Origin of the sequence: Cronobacter sakazakii, assembly GCF_000982825.1 — a bacterium.
In the GTDB taxonomy this organism is placed as follows: domain Bacteria; phylum Pseudomonadota; class Gammaproteobacteria; order Enterobacterales; family Enterobacteriaceae; genus Cronobacter; species Cronobacter sakazakii.
Window position 1 is genome coordinate 3,993,506 of the sequence record NZ_CP011047.1, and the last position, 16,377, is coordinate 4,009,882.

General features: G+C 60.4%; 18 protein-coding genes and 1 riboswitch. Of the genes, 6 read left to right on the top strand and 12 right to left on the bottom strand.

The window, feature by feature from the left end; genetic code table 11:
- Positions 1-20: 20 nt before the first annotated feature.
- The 6 genes from CSK29544_RS18950 to moaA form a co-directional block, all read right to left on the bottom strand.
- Positions 21-728, bottom strand: coding sequence for a Bax inhibitor-1/YccA family protein (locus CSK29544_RS18950; RefSeq protein ID WP_004387501.1), 708 nt, complete (start codon positions 726-728; stop codon positions 21-23).
- Positions 729-822: 94 nt separating this feature from the next.
- Entirely contained in the window at positions 823-1,275 is a 453-nt protein-coding gene (gene moaE, locus CSK29544_RS18955; protein ID WP_007896449.1) for a molybdopterin synthase catalytic subunit MoaE, read from the bottom strand.
- A gap of 1 nt (position 1,276) precedes the next feature.
- Positions 1,277-1,522, bottom strand: a complete 246-nt coding sequence (gene moaD / locus CSK29544_RS18960; protein ID WP_004387503.1) for a molybdopterin synthase sulfur carrier subunit — start codon at positions 1,520-1,522, stop codon at positions 1,277-1,279.
- Positions 1,515-2,000: a cyclic pyranopterin monophosphate synthase MoaC gene (gene moaC / locus CSK29544_RS18965; RefSeq protein WP_004387504.1), complete on the bottom strand. Its 486-nt coding sequence runs from the start codon at positions 1,998-2,000 to the stop codon at positions 1,515-1,517. Before moaC ends, moaD begins: the two co-directional genes overlap by 8 nt.
- Before the next feature lie 3 nt (positions 2,001-2,003).
- Complete coding sequence (gene moaB / locus CSK29544_RS18970; protein WP_004387505.1) at positions 2,004-2,516, bottom strand: molybdenum cofactor biosynthesis protein B; 513 nt, start codon at positions 2,514-2,516, stop codon at positions 2,004-2,006.
- A 21-nt stretch (positions 2,517-2,537) separates the two neighbouring features.
- Positions 2,538-3,527 carry a GTP 3',8-cyclase MoaA gene (gene moaA / locus CSK29544_RS18975; RefSeq protein WP_004387506.1) on the bottom strand — a complete coding sequence of 330 codons (990 nt, stop codon included), beginning with the start codon at positions 3,525-3,527 and terminating at the stop codon, positions 2,538-2,540.
- Positions 3,515-3,651: riboswitch (molybdenum cofactor riboswitch) on the bottom strand. It overlaps the preceding gene by 13 nt.
- Before the next feature lie 221 nt (positions 3,652-3,872).
- Here moaA and yvcK point away from each other — a divergent pair.
- Entirely contained in the window at positions 3,873-4,781 is a 909-nt protein-coding gene (gene yvcK / locus CSK29544_RS18980) for a uridine diphosphate-N-acetylglucosamine-binding protein YvcK (RefSeq protein ID WP_007848476.1), read from the top strand.
- Between the two features lie 327 nt (positions 4,782-5,108).
- On the opposite strand, the gene uvrB is transcribed toward yvcK, so the two are convergent.
- Both uvrB and CSK29544_RS18990 read right to left on the bottom strand, forming a co-directional pair.
- Positions 5,109-7,130, bottom strand: coding sequence for an excinuclease ABC subunit UvrB (uvrB, locus tag CSK29544_RS18985; protein WP_004386467.1), 2,022 nt, complete (start codon positions 7,128-7,130; stop codon positions 5,109-5,111).
- 480 nt (positions 7,131-7,610) lie between these two features.
- Positions 7,611-7,847 carry a hypothetical protein gene (locus CSK29544_RS18990; protein ID WP_007848473.1) on the bottom strand — a complete coding sequence of 79 codons (237 nt, stop codon included), beginning with the start codon at positions 7,845-7,847 and terminating at the stop codon, positions 7,611-7,613.
- A 173-nt stretch (positions 7,848-8,020) separates the two neighbouring features.
- Here CSK29544_RS18990 and CSK29544_RS18995 point away from each other — a divergent pair, with 173 nt between their 5' ends.
- On the top strand, positions 8,021-8,728 hold the full coding sequence (locus CSK29544_RS18995) for an ABC transporter ATP-binding protein (protein ID WP_007896452.1): 708 nt from the start codon (positions 8,021-8,023) through the stop codon (positions 8,726-8,728).
- Here CSK29544_RS18995 and bioD read toward each other — a convergent pair.
- The 4 genes from bioD to bioB are packed head-to-tail and all read right to left on the bottom strand — an operon-like array spanning position 8,725 to position 12,331.
- A complete protein-coding gene (gene bioD, locus CSK29544_RS19000; protein WP_007896453.1) occupies positions 8,725-9,408 on the bottom strand; it encodes a dethiobiotin synthase in 684 nt (227 codons plus the stop codon). The genes CSK29544_RS18995 and bioD overlap by 4 nt on opposite strands.
- On the bottom strand, positions 9,401-10,159 hold the full coding sequence (gene bioC / locus CSK29544_RS19005; protein ID WP_007896455.1) for a malonyl-ACP O-methyltransferase BioC: 759 nt from the start codon (positions 10,157-10,159) through the stop codon (positions 9,401-9,403). Before bioC ends, bioD begins: the two co-directional genes overlap by 8 nt.
- Positions 10,143-11,294: an 8-amino-7-oxononanoate synthase gene (gene bioF / locus CSK29544_RS19010; protein ID WP_029038900.1), complete on the bottom strand. Its 1,152-nt coding sequence runs from the start codon at positions 11,292-11,294 to the stop codon at positions 10,143-10,145. Before bioF ends, bioC begins: the two co-directional genes overlap by 17 nt.
- On the bottom strand, positions 11,291-12,331 hold the full coding sequence (gene bioB / locus CSK29544_RS19015; RefSeq protein ID WP_004385710.1) for a biotin synthase BioB: 1,041 nt from the start codon (positions 12,329-12,331) through the stop codon (positions 11,291-11,293). The genes bioF and bioB overlap by 4 nt, the downstream gene beginning before the upstream one ends.
- A gap of 81 nt (positions 12,332-12,412) precedes the next feature.
- Here bioB and bioA point away from each other — a divergent pair, with 81 nt between their 5' ends.
- The 4 genes from bioA (at position 12,413) to CSK29544_RS19035 (ending at position 16,363) form a co-directional block, all read left to right on the top strand.
- Positions 12,413-13,705: an adenosylmethionine--8-amino-7-oxononanoate transaminase gene (gene bioA / locus CSK29544_RS19020; protein WP_007896457.1), complete on the top strand. Its 1,293-nt coding sequence runs from the start codon at positions 12,413-12,415 to the stop codon at positions 13,703-13,705.
- 67 nt (positions 13,706-13,772) lie between these two features.
- Positions 13,773-14,453 carry a type 1 glutamine amidotransferase domain-containing protein gene (locus tag CSK29544_RS19025; protein ID WP_007896458.1) on the top strand — a complete coding sequence of 227 codons (681 nt, stop codon included), beginning with the start codon at positions 13,773-13,775 and terminating at the stop codon, positions 14,451-14,453.
- 13 nt (positions 14,454-14,466) lie between these two features.
- Entirely contained in the window at positions 14,467-14,943 is a 477-nt protein-coding gene (locus tag CSK29544_RS19030; protein ID WP_007896459.1) for a kinase inhibitor, read from the top strand.
- 112 nt (positions 14,944-15,055) lie between these two features.
- A complete protein-coding gene (locus CSK29544_RS19035) occupies positions 15,056-16,363 on the top strand; it encodes a putative acyl-CoA thioester hydrolase (protein WP_007896460.1) in 1,308 nt (435 codons plus the stop codon).
- The last annotated feature ends 14 nt before the right edge of the window (positions 16,364-16,377 follow it).

Sequence of the window (16,377 nt, forward strand, 5' to 3'; positions counted from 1 at the left end):
TTTTATTGTTTCAAATCCGGTTAGCGGCGGTTGCCGAAAATCCGCAGCAGCATCAGGAACAGGTTGATGAAATCGAGATACAGCGTCAGCGCGCCGAGAATCGAATATTTGCGCAGGTTTCCGTGGTCGTTCACATCAATCTGCTCGCCCAGCGCTTTCAGCTTCTGCGTGTCATACGCCGTCAGGCCCACAAACACGATAACGCCGATATACGTCACCGCCCACATCAGCGCAGTGCTTTTCAGCCAGAAGTTCACCAGTGACGCGATAATCAGCCCAATCAGCGCCATAAACAGGATATTGCCCCAGCCGCTGAGATCGCGTTTGGTCGTATAGCCATACAGGCTCATCACGCCGAACATCCCCGCCGTCACCACAAACGTGCTGGCGATGGACGCGTAGGTATAGACCAGAAAAATAGATGAGAGCGTAAGCCCCGTCAGCGCCGAATAGAGCATAAAGAGCGCGGTGGCGACCGCCGGGCTGAGCTTATGCACAAGCCCTGAGAGAACAAACACCAGCGCGAGCTGGGCGATGATAAGCCCGAAGAACACAAACCGGCTGGAGAAGATATACATCATCAGGTTTTCGTTATTGGCCGAATACCAGGCGACAAAGGCGGTCAGCAACAGACCGCAGGTCATCCAGCCATACACCTGAGCCATAAACGTTTGCAGCCCGGCGCGCGGCTGCACAATGCTTTCATTTGAGCGTGGGAATCGATCCATGACGCTGCCTCATTCAGTCAGTTAACTTCTGTCGAGGCGCAGCTAACATGCGCCTCCCCGCTGTTAATCCTGGAACAAATTTCCTGTGATGTCATTACCAGCGCTTCGCCGCCGCCTGATCGCTGTCGCGCGCTTCCACCCAGCGGTCGCCTTCCGGCGTGGCCTCGCGCTTCCAGAACGGCGCGCGGGTTTTCAGGTAATCCATAATAAACTGCGCCGCGTCAAACGCCTGGCTGCGGTGCGCTCCGGTCACGCCGACAAAAACGATTTCATCGCCCGGCCACAGCTCGCCCACGCGGTGGATAACTGACACGCGTTGCAGCGGCCAGCGTTCACGCGCCTCGGCGACGATCTCCGCCAGCGCTTTTTCCGTCATGCCCGGATAGTGCTCAAGCGTCAGCGCGCTTACGGTATCGCCGAGATTATGGTTGCGCACTTTGCCGGTAAAGGTGACGACCGCGCCGTCTTCATCACACTGCGCCAGCCACTGGTACTCATCGCCGACGCTGAAATTTTCATGGCCGACGCGGATGCGGGTTTCACTCATTTCAGCCTCCGGTCACCGGCGGGAAAAAGGCCACTTCATCGCCATCGGCGATCGGATGGTCAAACGGCACCAGCGTCTGGTTAACCGCCGCCAGCAGCTTGCCCGACTCCAGCGCCAGCGCGTAACGGCCACCACGCGCTGCAAAATGTTCACGCAGCGCCTCAACGGTCGCAAACTCCGCCGCTACCCGTTCGGCGTCCACGCCGATAAGCTCGCGCACCTGCGCAAAGAAAAGCACGTTAATCATGAGCATCCACCTGAAAATCGCCCGACTTGCCGCCGCTCTTCGCAAGCAGCCGCACCGGGCCAATGACCATATCTTTCTGCACCGCTTTGCACATGTCGTAAATCGTGAGCGCTGCCACCGACGCCGCCGTGAGCGCTTCCATCTCGACGCCGGTTTTACCGGTGAGACGGCACAGCGATTCAATCCGCACGCGGCTTCGCGCTTCGTCGGCGAAAAGCTGCACTTCGACTTTGCTCAGCAGCAGCGGATGACAGAGCGGGATCAGCTCCCAGGTGCGTTTGGCGGCCTGAATACCGGCGATGCGCGCCGTGGCGAACACGTCGCCTTTATGATGGCTGCCGCTTACGATCATCGACAGCGTCTCGGGGCGCATTTCAACAAACGCTTCGGCGCGCGCCTCGCGCACCGTCTCCGCTTTACCGGAGACATCCACCATATGGGCTTCGCCCGCGGCGTTGATGTGGGTCAGTTGCGACATAACTTATTTCTTCAGATGGGGATGAAAATTACAGGGGCGCGTGCGGGCGTCGAGCTGCGGCGCAATGATGTTTTCCCAGGCGGTGCGGCAGGCGCGCGTCGAGCCCGGCATTGCGAAAATCAGGGTGTCGTTGGCCATCCCCGCCACCGCGCGCGACTGCATCATCGCGGTGCCAATCTCTTCAAACGAGAGCATACGGAACATTTCGCCAAAGCCCGCGATTTCGCGATCGAACAGCGGCTGTAGCGCCTCCGGCACCTGATCGCCCGCGGTAAAACCGGTACCGCCGTTAATCAACACCACCTGTACGTCGTCGCTCGCAATCCAGCGGGAGACTTCCGCGCGAATGGCGTAACGGTTCTCTTTGACGATAGCTTTATCCACGACCTGATGGCCCGCTTCGTGAGCGGCGTCTCTCAAAAAATGGCCGGAGGTATCGTCCTCTTCCCCGCGACGGCTGGACACCGTAAGAATGGCGACGCGCGCCGGCACAAACTCTGCGCTAACCTGACTCATAGTGACTCCTTGTACGCGGCGTCAGCCGCCGATATAGGACAGATTCTGGGTGATGCCGGTGTTGCCCTGATGCAGGAAATGCGTCTGCTTTTTGCCGAGCAACGCCGTTTCGATACGCGCCATCAGCGCCGCCTGCTGCCCCTCTTCGGCCAGCAGATCGCGAAGATCCACGCCGCCATCGCCAAACAGGCACAGGTGCAGCTTACCGACCGACGACACGCGCAGGCGGTTGCAGCTCGCGCAGAAATCTTTCTCATACGGCATGATAAGGCCGATTTCGCCCTGATAATCGGGGTGGCAGAAGACCTGCGCCGGGCCGTCGGCGCGGCTGCGCAACTGATGGATCCAGCCGCGCTTAAGCAGTTCGTCGCGGATCGTCGCGCCAGAAATATGGTGCTTGCGAAAGAGATCGCTCCCCTCGCCGGTTTCCATCAGTTCAATAAAGCGTAGCTGGATGGGGCGGGACTGGATCCAGTTGAGGAAGGTGTCGAGCTGGTGATGGTTCACGTCGCGCATCAGCACGGTGTTAACCTTCACTTTTTCAAAGCCCGCGTCAAAGGCGGCGTCGATGCCCGCCATCACCTGGCGGAATTTGTCCTGGCCGGTGATCGCGTGAAACTGGCGGGCGTCGAGACTGTCGACACTGACATTCACCGCCGTCAGCCCGGCCTCGCGCCACTGGGCGACATCGCGCGCCAGGCGATAGCCGTTGGTTGTCACCGCAATCTGGCGAATAGAGGGGTTTTCACGCACGGCGGCGATGATGTCGCAAAAATCGCGGCGCAGCGAGGGTTCGCCGCCGGTCAGGCGCACTTTTTCCGTGCCGAGATTCGCGAACGCGCGCGTCACGCGACGAATTTCGTCGAGCGAGAGGAAACCTTTGTTGGTGACGCCTGCGGGCTTGTAGCCATCCGGCAGGCAATAGGTGCAACGAAAGTTGCAGACGTCAGTCACTGACAGGCGCAAGTAATAGAACTTACGCGCAAACGCATCGGTAAGTTGAGAAGCCATGTACACCTTTCCAAATCGGGAGATGCAGTCATTTCTTCCTGCACCCTGGTGGCGTTTCGCCACGGCCAGAGCGCCCTATTTTGTTCAAAACGTAGGCGCAAAGGCTTGAGTGTCATTTTCAGGTTATTAAACCTGCCAGCGGCGATAGTAGCGCGTTATCGCGGTTTTCGCCATGCGCGATTTCGCTGTATAAATTGATACATAACGGCATTTTTCGCGTAACGGGCACCAGAATACGTAAAAACCACGGTTTCACTTTGATGTGTGTCATTTTCAGCGCCAGCAGATCGTTTTTCTCGCGCTTTTCAGCTAACGTAGGCGAGTTTTAAATAATAAGGATTAGGTATGCGCAATCGCACGTTTGCGGATCTCGACCGGGTGGTGGCGCTCGGCGGCGGTCACGGTTTAGGACGCGTTATGTCCTCGCTCTCTTCTCTGGGTTCGCGCCTCACAGGCATTGTCACGACGACCGATAACGGCGGCTCGACGGGCCGTATTCGTCGCTCGGAAGGCGGCATCGCCTGGGGCGATATGCGCAACTGTCTTAACCAGTTAATTACTGAACCGAGCGTCGCGTCGGCGATGTTTGAGTACCGTTTTGGGGGTAATGGGGAACTTTCGGGGCATAACCTCGGAAATCTCATGTTAAAGGCGCTGGATCACCTGAGCGTGCGGCCTTTAGAGGCGATCAATCTTATTCGTAATCTGCTTAAAGTGGACGCGTTCCTGATCCCGATGTCTGAGCAACCGGTCGATCTGATGGCTATCGATCGCGACGATAACGAAGTGTATGGCGAAGTAAATATCGATTTGCTGAGCCATCCGCCGAAAGAGCTGATGCTCTACCCTGCCGTGCAGGCGACGCGCGAGGCCGTTGAAGCGATTGCCGAAGCCGATTTAATCGTGATTGGCCCCGGCAGTTTTTATACCAGCCTGATGCCGCTGCTGCTGCTTGACGATCTCGCCAAAGCGCTGCGCCGCACGCCTGCGCCGATGGTTTACATCGGCAATTTAGGCCGCGAGTTAAGCCCGGCCGCTGCTGCGCTCAGGCTTGAAGAGAAGCTGGCGCTGATGGAAGCGCATATTGGTAAACGCGTGGTGGATGCCGTGGTCGTTGGCCCGAAGGTGGACGTGAGCGGCGCGCAGGACAGAATCGTGATTCAGGAGCCGCTGGAAGCGAGTGATATTCCTTACCGCCACGACCGCCACCTGTTGCGCGCAGCGCTGGAAAAGGCGATTCAGGCGCTGGGGTAAGGGCTATGGGTGCAATGGGGTTACGGCGGGTGCGAGGGTGACGGTTACGGCGGGTGCGCTTCGCTTACCCGCCCTACGGCTCCCGCAATGGGCTTTGATGATATGTAGGGTGGGTAAGCGCAGCGCACCCACCACACAGCCCACGGAGCGGACGTTGATGGAATGTAGGGTGGGTAAGCGAAGCGCACCCACCACACGGCCCACGGAGCAGGCGTTAATGGGGAATGTAGGGTGGGTAAGCGAAGCGCACCCACCAAACCAAACCAAACCAAACCACAGAAAATCACACTACGGCTTCACCACAAAACCCGTCACAACCAGAAGAACTTACGACGCGGCGATAAACAGCTCGCGCAACTGATGAAGCTTATCGCGCAACTGCGCCGCCTCTTCAAACTCCAGGTTCTGCGCGTGTTGCACCATCTGCGCCTCAAGCTGATGAATTTTCTGCTGCAACGCTTTCGGCGTCAGCGCCAGTTCAGCGGCTTCGGCATCTGCCACGGTGCGCCCTTTTCCGCGTCCTTTCGGCTTGGTTTTCGCAATATTCTCGCCAAGCGCCAGAATATCGACCACTTTCTTGTTAAGCCCCTGCGGCACAATGCCGTGTTCTTCGTTATACGCCTGCTGTTTCTCACGACGGCGTTCGGTTTCGCCAATCGCCTTCGCCATCGACGGCGTGATTTTATCGCCGTAGAGAATCGCTTTACCGTTCACGTTACGCGCCGCGCGGCCAATCGTCTGGATAAGCGAACGTTCGGAGCGCAGGAAGCCCTCTTTGTCAGCGTCGAGAATAGCCACCAGCGACACTTCCGGCATGTCCAGCCCCTCACGGAGCAGGTTGATACCCACCAGCACATCGAACTCGCCAAGACGCAGATCGCGGATAATCTCCATACGCTCCACGGTGTCGATATCCGAGTGCAGATAGCGCACTTTCTCGCCGTGCTCTTCCAGATACTCGGTTAAATCTTCCGCCATACGCTTGGTGAGCGTCGTCACCAGCACGCGCTCGTTGATGGCGACGCGCTTGCGGATTTCCGACAGCAAATCGTCCACCTGGGTCGCCACCGGGCGCACTTCGATAATCGGATCGAGCAGACCGGTCGGGCGCACCACCTGGTCGATAATCTCGCCGCCCGATTTTTCCAGCTCGTAGTTGCCGGGGGTCGCCGAGACATACACCGTCTGCGGAGCCAGCGCCTCGAACTCTTCAAACTTCAGCGGGCGGTTATCCAGCGCCGACGGCAGGCGGAAACCATATTCCACCAGCGTCTCTTTACGCGCGCGGTCGCCGCGATACATCCCGCCGATCTGCGGAATGGTGACGTGTGATTCATCGACCACCAGCAGGCCATCCGCCGGCAGATAGTCAAACAGCGTCGGCGGCGCTTCGCCAGGGCCACGGCCAGAGAGATAGCGCGAGTAGTTTTCAATGCCGGAGCAATACCCCAGCTCGTTCATCATTTCGAGATCGAACTGGGTACGCTGGGTCAGGCGCTGTTCTTCCAGCAGTTTGTTATTTTCCAGCAGCACTTTGCGGCGCTCCGCCAGCTCTACTTTGATCTCTTCCATCGCCTGCACAATGCGCTCACGCGGGGTGACGTAGTGCGTTTTCGGGTAGACGGTGAAACGCTGGATAATGGAGTCGACGGTGCCGGTGAGCGGATCGAACAGCGACAGCCGCTCCACCTCTTCGTCGAACAGCTCAACGCGCAGCGCCAGCTCGTCTGATTCCGCCGGGAAGATGTCAATCACCTCGCCGCGCACGCGAAAGGTGCCGCGCTGGAACGCCTGATCGTTGCGGGTGTATTGCAGCTCCGTCAGGCGACGCAAAATGGCACGCTGGTCGATGATCATCCCTTTGGTGAGATGCAGCATCATCTTCAGGTAGAGATCCGGGTCGCCCAGACCATAGATAGCGGAGACCGACGCCACCACCACCACATCGCGTCGCTCCAGCAGCGCTTTGGTGGCCGACAGACGCATCTGCTCAATGTGCTCGTTTACCGACGCGTCCTTCTCAATAAAGGTGTCGGAGCTCGGCACATAGGCTTCCGGCTGATAGTAGTCGTAGTACGAGACGAAATATTCCACGGCGTTTTCCGGGAAGAACTCTTTCATCTCGCCATAGAGCTGCGCCGCCAGCGTTTTGTTAGGCGCCAGCACCATCGTCGGGCGCTGCAAATCGGCGATGACGTTCGCCATGGTGAACGTTTTCCCCGAGCCCGTCACACCCAGCAGCGTCTGGTGCGCCAGCCCGTCCTCCAGCCCTTCCTTGATGCGGCGGATAGCCTCAGGCTGGTCGCCGGAAGGTTTGAAAGCGGAATTGAGTTTGAACGGTTTGCTCATGAAGAAACACCTGATGAAGATTTGCGCGGACAGAGCGTTAATTTTACTCGCCACAGCGATTTTTGCCAGCGATAAATACTGGATATAAAATCAGTGGCAGGTTAGCGGATTTTGTTCACAGCGCATTTTTACCATCTGGTATGAAGTAAATTTGCCCCTGCGCCGGATAAAACACTATACGAGGGCGGTTATCCCCAAAATTTTTTATCCTTTAACATTTGTCAAGCGAGGCTGTGATACTTTTGTTGCAGCAGATGACACTTTTTCTTCAGTGCTTGATTTTAATTAACCTATTAATTTTAAAGTGTTTTCCTGAAAAGACGGCTTTCGCGCCAGATCGGGTGCAAGCCGCATCGGCTCTCGCTTACGGCGCGTTTTCTAACTCTAATACACAAGGTTATCCACAGGAATAGTGGATAACTGCTTCCAGCCCTGAAAGCGCGCCGCGTCGCCGCCTGGCTCGACGTGCCCGCGTCTGGCTCAGAAAAAAATTTTCCCGGCCGGTTTTGAAGAATTTCCCTTGCTTTCCGCGCGGCGCTTTGCGCGATCCTTTTCACACATTTTTGCTTTACTTTTGCGCAACGCTGCACCAAAACCACGCCCTGACCAGCACTCAAAATGTGCACGCCGCCCGGCTTTTTCCAGGATAACCCACTGCGCCTGACGCAGGCTTTCAGGTTTAGTCTCAATTTCAGGCGCGATGGAAGGGCATTTCACTGGCTGGCAAGAGAATTGCAGTATCCCGTTTACCGGAACTACACCCTCTTCCCGTCATTGGCGGGAAGCGACAGCAGGACGCGCGGGCAGGCCGGGGAAGTCACTGTATATGCGGGCGTCAGAGCGCATATACCCATGCTGTATTCCGATACCCTGTCTGAAGGAGAAGCGCCATGTTAAGTCTGCACGCGGTTAACCACTTTTACGGCACGCAGCACACGCTATGGGATGTCAGCCTCGATCTTCTGCCCGGCGAGTGCACCTGCGTTATCGGCGCGCCGGGCATGGGAAAAACCACGCTGCTGAACTGCGTGGCAGGCTATCTGCCGGTTAAGAGCGGCAGCATGCTCTGGCACGAGACTGGCGCCGCGCCGCAGGAGTTAATGCGCGTCGGCCCGGACGCCCGCGCGGCGCTCGGCATCCGCTACGTGCCCCAGGAGCGGCGCTATTTTTCACAGCTGACGGTGGAAGAAAATCTGCATATCGCGCTGCGCGCGCAGCCTGAAAATGCGGCCAGCTCGGAGTCGGTGTTTGATCTGTTCCCGACGCTCTGGACGAACCGCCACACGCAGGCCGCGGGGCTTGAGCCGGAGCTGGCGCTGCAGTTGTCGCTCGCCCAGGCGCTGGTGACGCGGCCTCGTCTGCTGATCCTCGATGAACCGACGCGCGGCCTCGGGCAGGCATTCATTCCGAGGCTTGCGGATCTGCTCACACGGCTTAGCCGCGAATGGGGAATGAGCCTGTTAGTAGTGGAGCGCCATCTGTCGTTTATCCGCCGGGTGGCGGATCGCTTCTGCCTGCTGCACCGCGGGCGCGCCGTGGCCCGCGGTAGCGCGGCGCAGTTAACCGATGCGCGTCTTATGCACTGGATAGCGCCCTAGCGCGCCAGTTTGCTGAGATCGATCCACTGCGCGGCAGGCGTCACGTCAGGCTCGGCCCCCAGCCACGGAATTTCGCCGAGCATCGGGGCCGGTAACATCTGCTCAAGCGTGGCGAGATACTCCTGATGACGGCGGCCTGGCGGCTGCACGTCATTTGCCACCCAGCCCGCGAGACGCAGGCCCGCGGCCTGTACCGCCTGCGCGGTCAGCAGCGCGTGATTGATGCAGCCAAGCTTAACGCCGACCACTAAAATCACCGGCAGGCGCTCCTGCTGCACCCAGTCGGCGAACGTCGCGTCGTCAGAGAGCGGCGTAAACCAGCCGCCTGCGCCTTCCACCTGCACCCAGTCGGCGAGCGGCTCCAGCGCGCGCAGGCCAGCGGACATCACCGTGAAGTCAATCGGCAGCCCTTGCTCCTGGCTTACGATATGCGGCGAGGTGGGCTCTTCGAACGTCAGAGGGTTCACCTGCTCGTAGCGCAGCGCCACGCTGCTGTGTCGCTGCAGCGCCAGCGCATCGCTGTTGCGAAGCCCTTGCGGCGTGATATCGCTGCCGGAGGCGACCGGCTTGTAGCCTGCCGTGCTAAAACCTGCGGCTTTCGCGGCTTCAAGCAACGCGCAGCTTGCAATAGTTTTACCCACTTCCGTGTCGGTTCCGGTGATAAACCAGCGTTCAGTCACGTTCAATTACTCCAGAAATCAGTTGATAAGTCAGCGGAAAACGCCCGTCCTGACGCGGCCAGGCGTCTTCGAGCCTGCGAAGCTCGCGGCGCGTGAGCGTGCGGCTGTCGCGCCCGGCGTGCAGATGCGTGGCACCGATGCCCTTGAGCGACTGCATGGCGCTGAGCGCATCGCCAAAGAGCAGCGTCACGGGATGCTGGCGCAGCGTCATGCGTGTATCAGGAGCGGCAGCGTGAACCGCGTCGGCGCTCACGAAACGGTTGGCGTGCGGGCGGTCATCTACCGCCGCCCACGCCTGATGCAGCTCGCCAAGCGAGCCGTGAGCCAGCGTGCTGAACGCCACGCGTCCGCCGGGGCGCGCCACGCGCAGCATCCCGGCGAGCGCATCTGACAGGCTCTGGCACCACTGCACCGCCAGATTGCTCCACACGAGATCAAAGCTGCCGTCGGCAAACGGCAGCGCCTCGATATCGCCCTGCACGTAGCGGTGCGCCGCGCCGCGTTCGCGGGCGCGCGCCAGCATGGCCGGGCTTAAATCAAAGGCCGTCACGTCGCAGCCGCGCGCGCGCCAGTCGAGGCTGCCCGCGCCGGTACCGCAGCCCGCGTCCAGCACCGTGTTAATGCCCTGCGCGCCGCAGTGTTCGGCAAGCAACTGCGCGCTCTGGCGCTGAAGCGCCGCGAAATCGTCATAGGTTTGCGCCGCGCGACCAAACGCCGCCGCCACCGCGCGTTTATCAACGGCAACCGTCATATAACGCCTCCAGCAGCGCGTCGATGTCGTCATCCTGATGCGCAGCGCTGAGCGTCAGGCGCAGGCGCGCCGTACCCGCAGGCACGGTCGGCGGGCGAATGGCCGTCACCCAGCAGCCGCGTTCACGCAGTTTTTTCGCAAGCGTCAGCGCGGCACTGTTTTCACCGACAATCAGTGGCTGAATGGCGGTCTGCGAATCGGCAAGCGTCAGCGGCAGCGACGCCGCGCCCGCACGAAACCGCGCAATGTTGCGCGCAAGCCGCGCGCGTAAGTCGTCGCCCTCGCGAATAACCGATAAGGCCGCGTTCAGCGCACAGGCCTGGGCGGCGGGCATCGCGGTGCTGTAGATGAGATGCCGCGCGGTTTGCAGCAGATAGTCCGCCATCGGCGCGCTGCACAAGAGCGCCGCGCCGCTAAGCCCGAAGGCTTTGCCAAACGTCGCCAGCAGCAGATCGGGCCGGATGCCCGCCACATCGCAACTGCCCCGCCCTTCGCGCCCCAGCACGCCGACGCCGTGGGCATCATCCACCATCAGCAGCGTCTGCGCGCCCTGCGCGATGCCCGCGATATCCGCAAGCGGCGCGCTGTCGCCATCCATGCTGAACACCCCTTCGGTAAAGACGAGCGTCAGCCCGTCGCAGGGTTTGCCCAGCAGGGCTGCGAGCGCGCCCGAATCGTTATGCGCGAAGCGGCGCAGCGTCGCCGGGCTGTGGCTTGCGGCTTCGAGCAGCGAGGCGTGGCTTAAGCGGTCGGCGAGAATGCGGTCAGACTGCTGCATCAGCGCGGCGACCACCGCCTGATTGGCGGCGAAGCCGGAGATAAACAGCAGCGCGCGGTCAAAGCCGAGCCACTGCGCCAGCGCGTTTTCCAGCGACTGATGCGCGTCGCTGTAGCCGCTGACGTGGCCGGACGCGCCGCTCCCTACGCCATACGTCTGTGCGCCCTGTTGCCAGGCCGCGATGAGCGCCGGGTGCTGGCTTAAGCCCAGATAGTCGTTGCCGGAAAAGTTCCGGTAGCGCACGCCCTGATGCACCAGCGCGCCGCCGGGCGCTGGCGTGCAGACGACGCGGCGGCGCAGGCTGTGGCTGGCTTCGCGCGCGCTCAGCGCTGCATCGATTCTCGCCGGCCAGGTCATACCGCCGCCGCGTTGTAGTATTGCTGATTATCCGCGTCGCGCAGCGCGTGCTCCAGGCGTTCCTGCTGCTCGTTATCGCCCGCCAGCACCGCCGTCTGCTGCGGGTTGAGACCCAGCTTGCGGAACAGCTGCAAATCTTTGTCCTCTTCCGGGTTCGGGGTGGTCAGCAGTTTGCAGCCATAGAAAATTGAGTTGGCCCCGGCCATAAAGCACATCGCCTGGGTCTGCTCGTTCATCTGCTCGCGGCCAGCGGAGAGGCGCACGTAAGACGTCGGCATCATGATGCGCGCCACCGCGATAGTGCGGATAAAATCAAACGCGTCGACATCCTCATTATCGGCAAGCGGCGTGCCCTTGACTTTCACCAGCATGTTGATCGGCACGCTTTCCGGCGGCGTCGGCAGGTTAGCGAGTTGCAGCAGCAGCCCGGCGCGGTCTGTGACGGTTTCGCCAAGCCCCACGATGCCGCCGGAGCAGACCTTAATGCCCGCCTCGCGCACTTTTTCCAGCGTATCGAGACGCTCCTGATAGGTGCGCGTGGTGATGATGTTGCCGTAAAACTCCGGCGAGGTATCGAGGTTGTGGTTGTAGTAATCAAGGCCCGCTTCGCCGAGGCGCTGCGCCTGATCGTCGCTCAGCGTGCCGAGCGTCATGCAGGTTTCGAGTCCCAGCGCTTTAACGCCCTGCACCATCTGCTCCAGATACGGCATATCGCGATCGTTCGGGTTTTTCCAGGCAGCACCCATGCAGAAACGCGTCGAACCCGCTGCTTTGGCCTTGCGCGCGGAATCGAGCACCTGCTCCACTTCCATCAGGCGCTCGGCCTCAAGGCCGGTTTTGTAGCGCGCGCTCTGCGGGCAGTATTTGCAGTCTTCCGGGCAGGCGCCGGTTTTGATCGACAGCAGCGTGCTGACCTGCACCTGGCGCGGATCGAAGTGCTGGCGATGCACCTGTTGCGCTTCAAACAGCAGATCCAGCAGCGGTTTTTCAAATAGTTCAGTGACTTGCGACAAAGTCCAGCGTGAAAGGTGAGCCATCGGGCGTCTCCAAAGGGTTTTATTTATCTGGGTTATGGATATACTCGTAAACCTAAATCTTTTTAAATTGGTTTACAAGTCATGATAACTCCTGCCGATCTCGCCTTCGATCGTGACCATATCTGGCACCCTTACACCTCCATGAGCGCGCCGCTGCCGGTCTACCCGGTGACGCACGCCGCCGGCTGCGAACTGCATCTGGCGAGCGGCGAACGGCTGGTGGATGGCATGTCGTCGTGGTGGGCGGCCATTCACGGCTATAACCATCCGCGCCTCAACGCGGCGATGAAAACCCAGATTGACGCGATGTCGCACGTCATGTTCGGCGGCATTACCCACCCCGCCGCGATAGCCCTGTGCCGCAAGCTGGTGGCAATGACGCCGGAGAACCTCGAGTGCGTGTTTCTTGCCGACTCCGGCTCGGTGGCGGTGGAAGTGGCGATGAAGATGGCGTTGCAGTACTGGCACGCCCGCGGCGAGCCGCGTCAGCGCTTCCTGACCTTCCGCCACGGCTACCACGGCGACACCTTCGGCGCGATGTCGGTGTGCGATCCGGATAACTCAATGCACAGTCTCTGGAAGGGGTACCTGCCGGAAAACCTCTTCGCGCCCGCGCCGCAGAGCAGCTTTGACGGCGAGTGGGATGAGCGCGATCTCGCGCCGTTCGCCCGTCTGCTGGCCGCGCACCGCCATGAGATAGCCGCCGTCATTCTTGAGCCGATTGTGCAGGGCGCGGGCGGCATGCGGATGTATCACCCGGAGTGGCTAAAGCGCATCCGCCGCATGTGCGATCGCGAAGGCATTTTGCTTATCGCCGATGAGATAGCGACCGGCTTTGGCCGCACCGGCAAGCTGTTCGCCTGCGAGCACGCGGGCGTGACGCCGGATATTCTCTGCCTCGGCAAGGCGCTGACCGGCGGCACGATGACGCTTTCCGCCACCCTCACCACGCGGCATGTCGCCGACACCATCAGCAACGGCGAGGCGGGCTGTTTTATGCACGGCCCGACGTTTATGGGCAATCCGCTCGCCTGCGCGGTGGCGGCCGAGAGCCTGGCGCTGCTGGAAACCGGCGAGTGGCGCGCGCAGGTGGCGGCCATAGAGCGGCAGTTGCGTGACGAGCTGGCGCCGTGTCGTGAGCTGCCGCAGGTTGCCGATGTGCGCGTGCTCGGCGCTATCGGCGTCGTGGAAACCACCGCGCCGGTCGAGATGGCCGTGCTTCAGCGCTTTTTCGTGGAGCAGGGCGTCTGGGTTCGCCCGTTTGGCCGCCTGATTTACCTGATGCCGCCCTATATCATCACGCCAGAACAGCTCACGCGGCTCACCCGCGCGGTGGGTGAAGCGGTGAAAAACCCGTCGTTTTTCAGACAGTGAGCGCCCGGCAAGCCTTGAGGGATGCACTACACTTTCAGAATTTGCGATAAACAACCAGGAGAGCGCGATGAAGATTCTGATGGTACTGACCTCCCACGACAAACTGGGTGATACCGGGAAAAAAACCGGCTTCTGGCTGGAAGAGTTTGCGGCACCTTACTTTGTGTTTCGTGACGCGGGGATCGACGTGACGCTCGCCACGCCGCAGGGCGGCCAGCCGCCGCTCGATCCGAAAAGCGACGCGCCGGATGCGCAAACCGCCGACACCCGGCGCTTTCGTGAAGATCATGAGGCTCAGGCCACGCTTGCGAATACCGCGCGGCTCGATGAAATCAACGCCGACGAGTATGACGCGCTGTTTTATCCGGGCGGCCACGGCCCGCTGTGGGATCTCGCCGATCACCCGATTTCTATCGCGCTTATCGAACACTACTGGGGCAGCGGCAAGCCCGTCGCGGCGGTGTGCCACGCGCCGGGCGTACTGCGTCATGTGAAAAAGCCCGACGGCAGCCCGCTGGTGGAAGGCAAACGCGTCACCGGCTTTACCAACAGCGAAGAAGAGGCGGTCGGGCTGACTCATGTCGTGCCGTTCCTCGTGGAAGATGCGCTCAAAGAGGCGGGCGGTCAGTTTGAGCGCACCGATGACTGGGGCGTGCATGTGGTTGTTGACGGGCATCTGGTGACCGGCCAGAATCCGGCCTCTTCCGCCGCCACCGCCGAAGCGCTGTTAAAATTGCTTCATCTGTAAGCGAGGAAACAGCATGAAGTTAATCAGTGTGAATTTTAACGACGGGGACAAGCTCCCCGCACGCCACGTGTTTAACGGCATGGGTTACGAGGGCGATAATATTTCGCCCCATCTCACCTGGGATGAGGTGCCGCCCGGCACCAAAAGTTTTGTGGTGACCTGTTACGATCCGGATGCGCCTACCGGCTCCGGCTGGTGGCACTGGGTCGTTGCGAATCTGCCCGCCGATACCCGCGTGCTGCCGCAGGGCGCGGGGTCTGGTCAGGCTGACCTGCCGGACGGTGCCATCCAGACGCGCACCGATTTTGGCACCGCCGGTTATGGCGGCGCGGCCCCGCCAAAAGGGGAAACACACCGCTATATTTTCACCGTGCACGCGCTGGATGTAGAGCGCATTGACGTTGATGAAAACGCCAGCGGCGCGATGGTCGGGTTTAATGTGCACTTCCACCGGCTCGCCAGCGCCTCGCTGACGGCGCACTACATCTGAATCATTTTGAAGCCGGTTATCACAATCGGCTTCCCGTTTCGCTCAACTTAGTATAAAAAAGCAGGCTCTTGTGCGTTCCCCCATTTTAAACAGGCTTAGCAAGGAGCAACCCTTGAACACATTTTCGGTTTCCCGTCTGGCGCTGGCGTTCGCTTTTGGCGTGACACTGACTGCATGCAGCTCAACGCCACCGGACCAACGTCCTTCTGAACAACGCGCGCCGGGTACGTCGGCTCGCCCGGTGCTGTCTGCGGATGAAGCGAAAAATTTCGTCCCGGCCCGCTATTTCGCCAATATCGATCCGAATGCCGCGCCGTGGGCGCCCTCCCCGATTCGACTGCCTGAAAAAGCAGACTTCGTGGTCGGCCAGGCGGGCGAGCAGGGCGTGACTCACACCAGCATTCAGGCCGCCGTTGATGCCGCGATTGCGCGTCACGCGACGGCGCGTCAGTACATCGCTGTACTCCCCGGCACTTACGAAGGCACCGTTTATGTGCCTGCGGCACCGGGCAGCGTGACGATTTACGGCACCGGCGAAAAACCGCTGGATGTGAAAATCAGCGCCGCGCTGGACAGCGAAATGGATGCCAACACCTGGCGTCGTACCGTGAACCCGTCCGGCAAATATATGCCCGGCAAACCGGCCTGGTATATGTTCGATAACTGCCAGAACCGACGCAACGGCAGCGTCGGCCTGATGTGCTCCGCGGTGTTCTGGTCGCAGAATAATGGCCTGCAACTGCAAAACCTGACCATTGAAAACAGCCTCGGCGACGCCGCGGGCGAAGGTCAGCACCAGGCTGTCGCGCTGCGCACCGATGGCGACCGCGTGCAGATCAACAAAGTGAATGTTCTGGGCCGCCAGAATCCGTTCCTGGTGACCAACAGCGATATTCGCAACCGCTTCACGCCGGATCGTCTGACCCGCACGCAGGTGACGAACAGCTACGTGGAAGGTGATGTGGATCTGGTCGCGGGCCGCGGCGCGGTGGTGTTTGATAACACCGAATTCCGCGTAGTGAACACCCGTACCCAGAAAGAAGGTTATGTGTTTGCGCCAGCGACCATGCCGAACTTCTATTACGGCTTCCTCGCCGTGAACAGCCGCTTTGTCGCGGCCGGTGAAGGCGTGGCGCAGCTTGGCCGCGCATGGGATATGGACGCCGCCAATGGCTATACGCCTGGCCAGACGCCGAACGGTCAGGTCGTTATCCGCGACAGCGTGATTGACGCCGGTTTCAATACCGTGCAGCCGTGGGGCCCGGCGCTGGGCTCACAGCGTCCGTTCACCGGCAATACCGGCGCGCAGGACGATAAAGGCAATATCCAGCGCGATCTGAACGACGCAAATGCCAACCGCCTGTGGGAATACAACAACCGCGGGCTGGGCAGCAAAGTGGTTGCCGAACCGAAAACGTAATCGCACGGCATCTG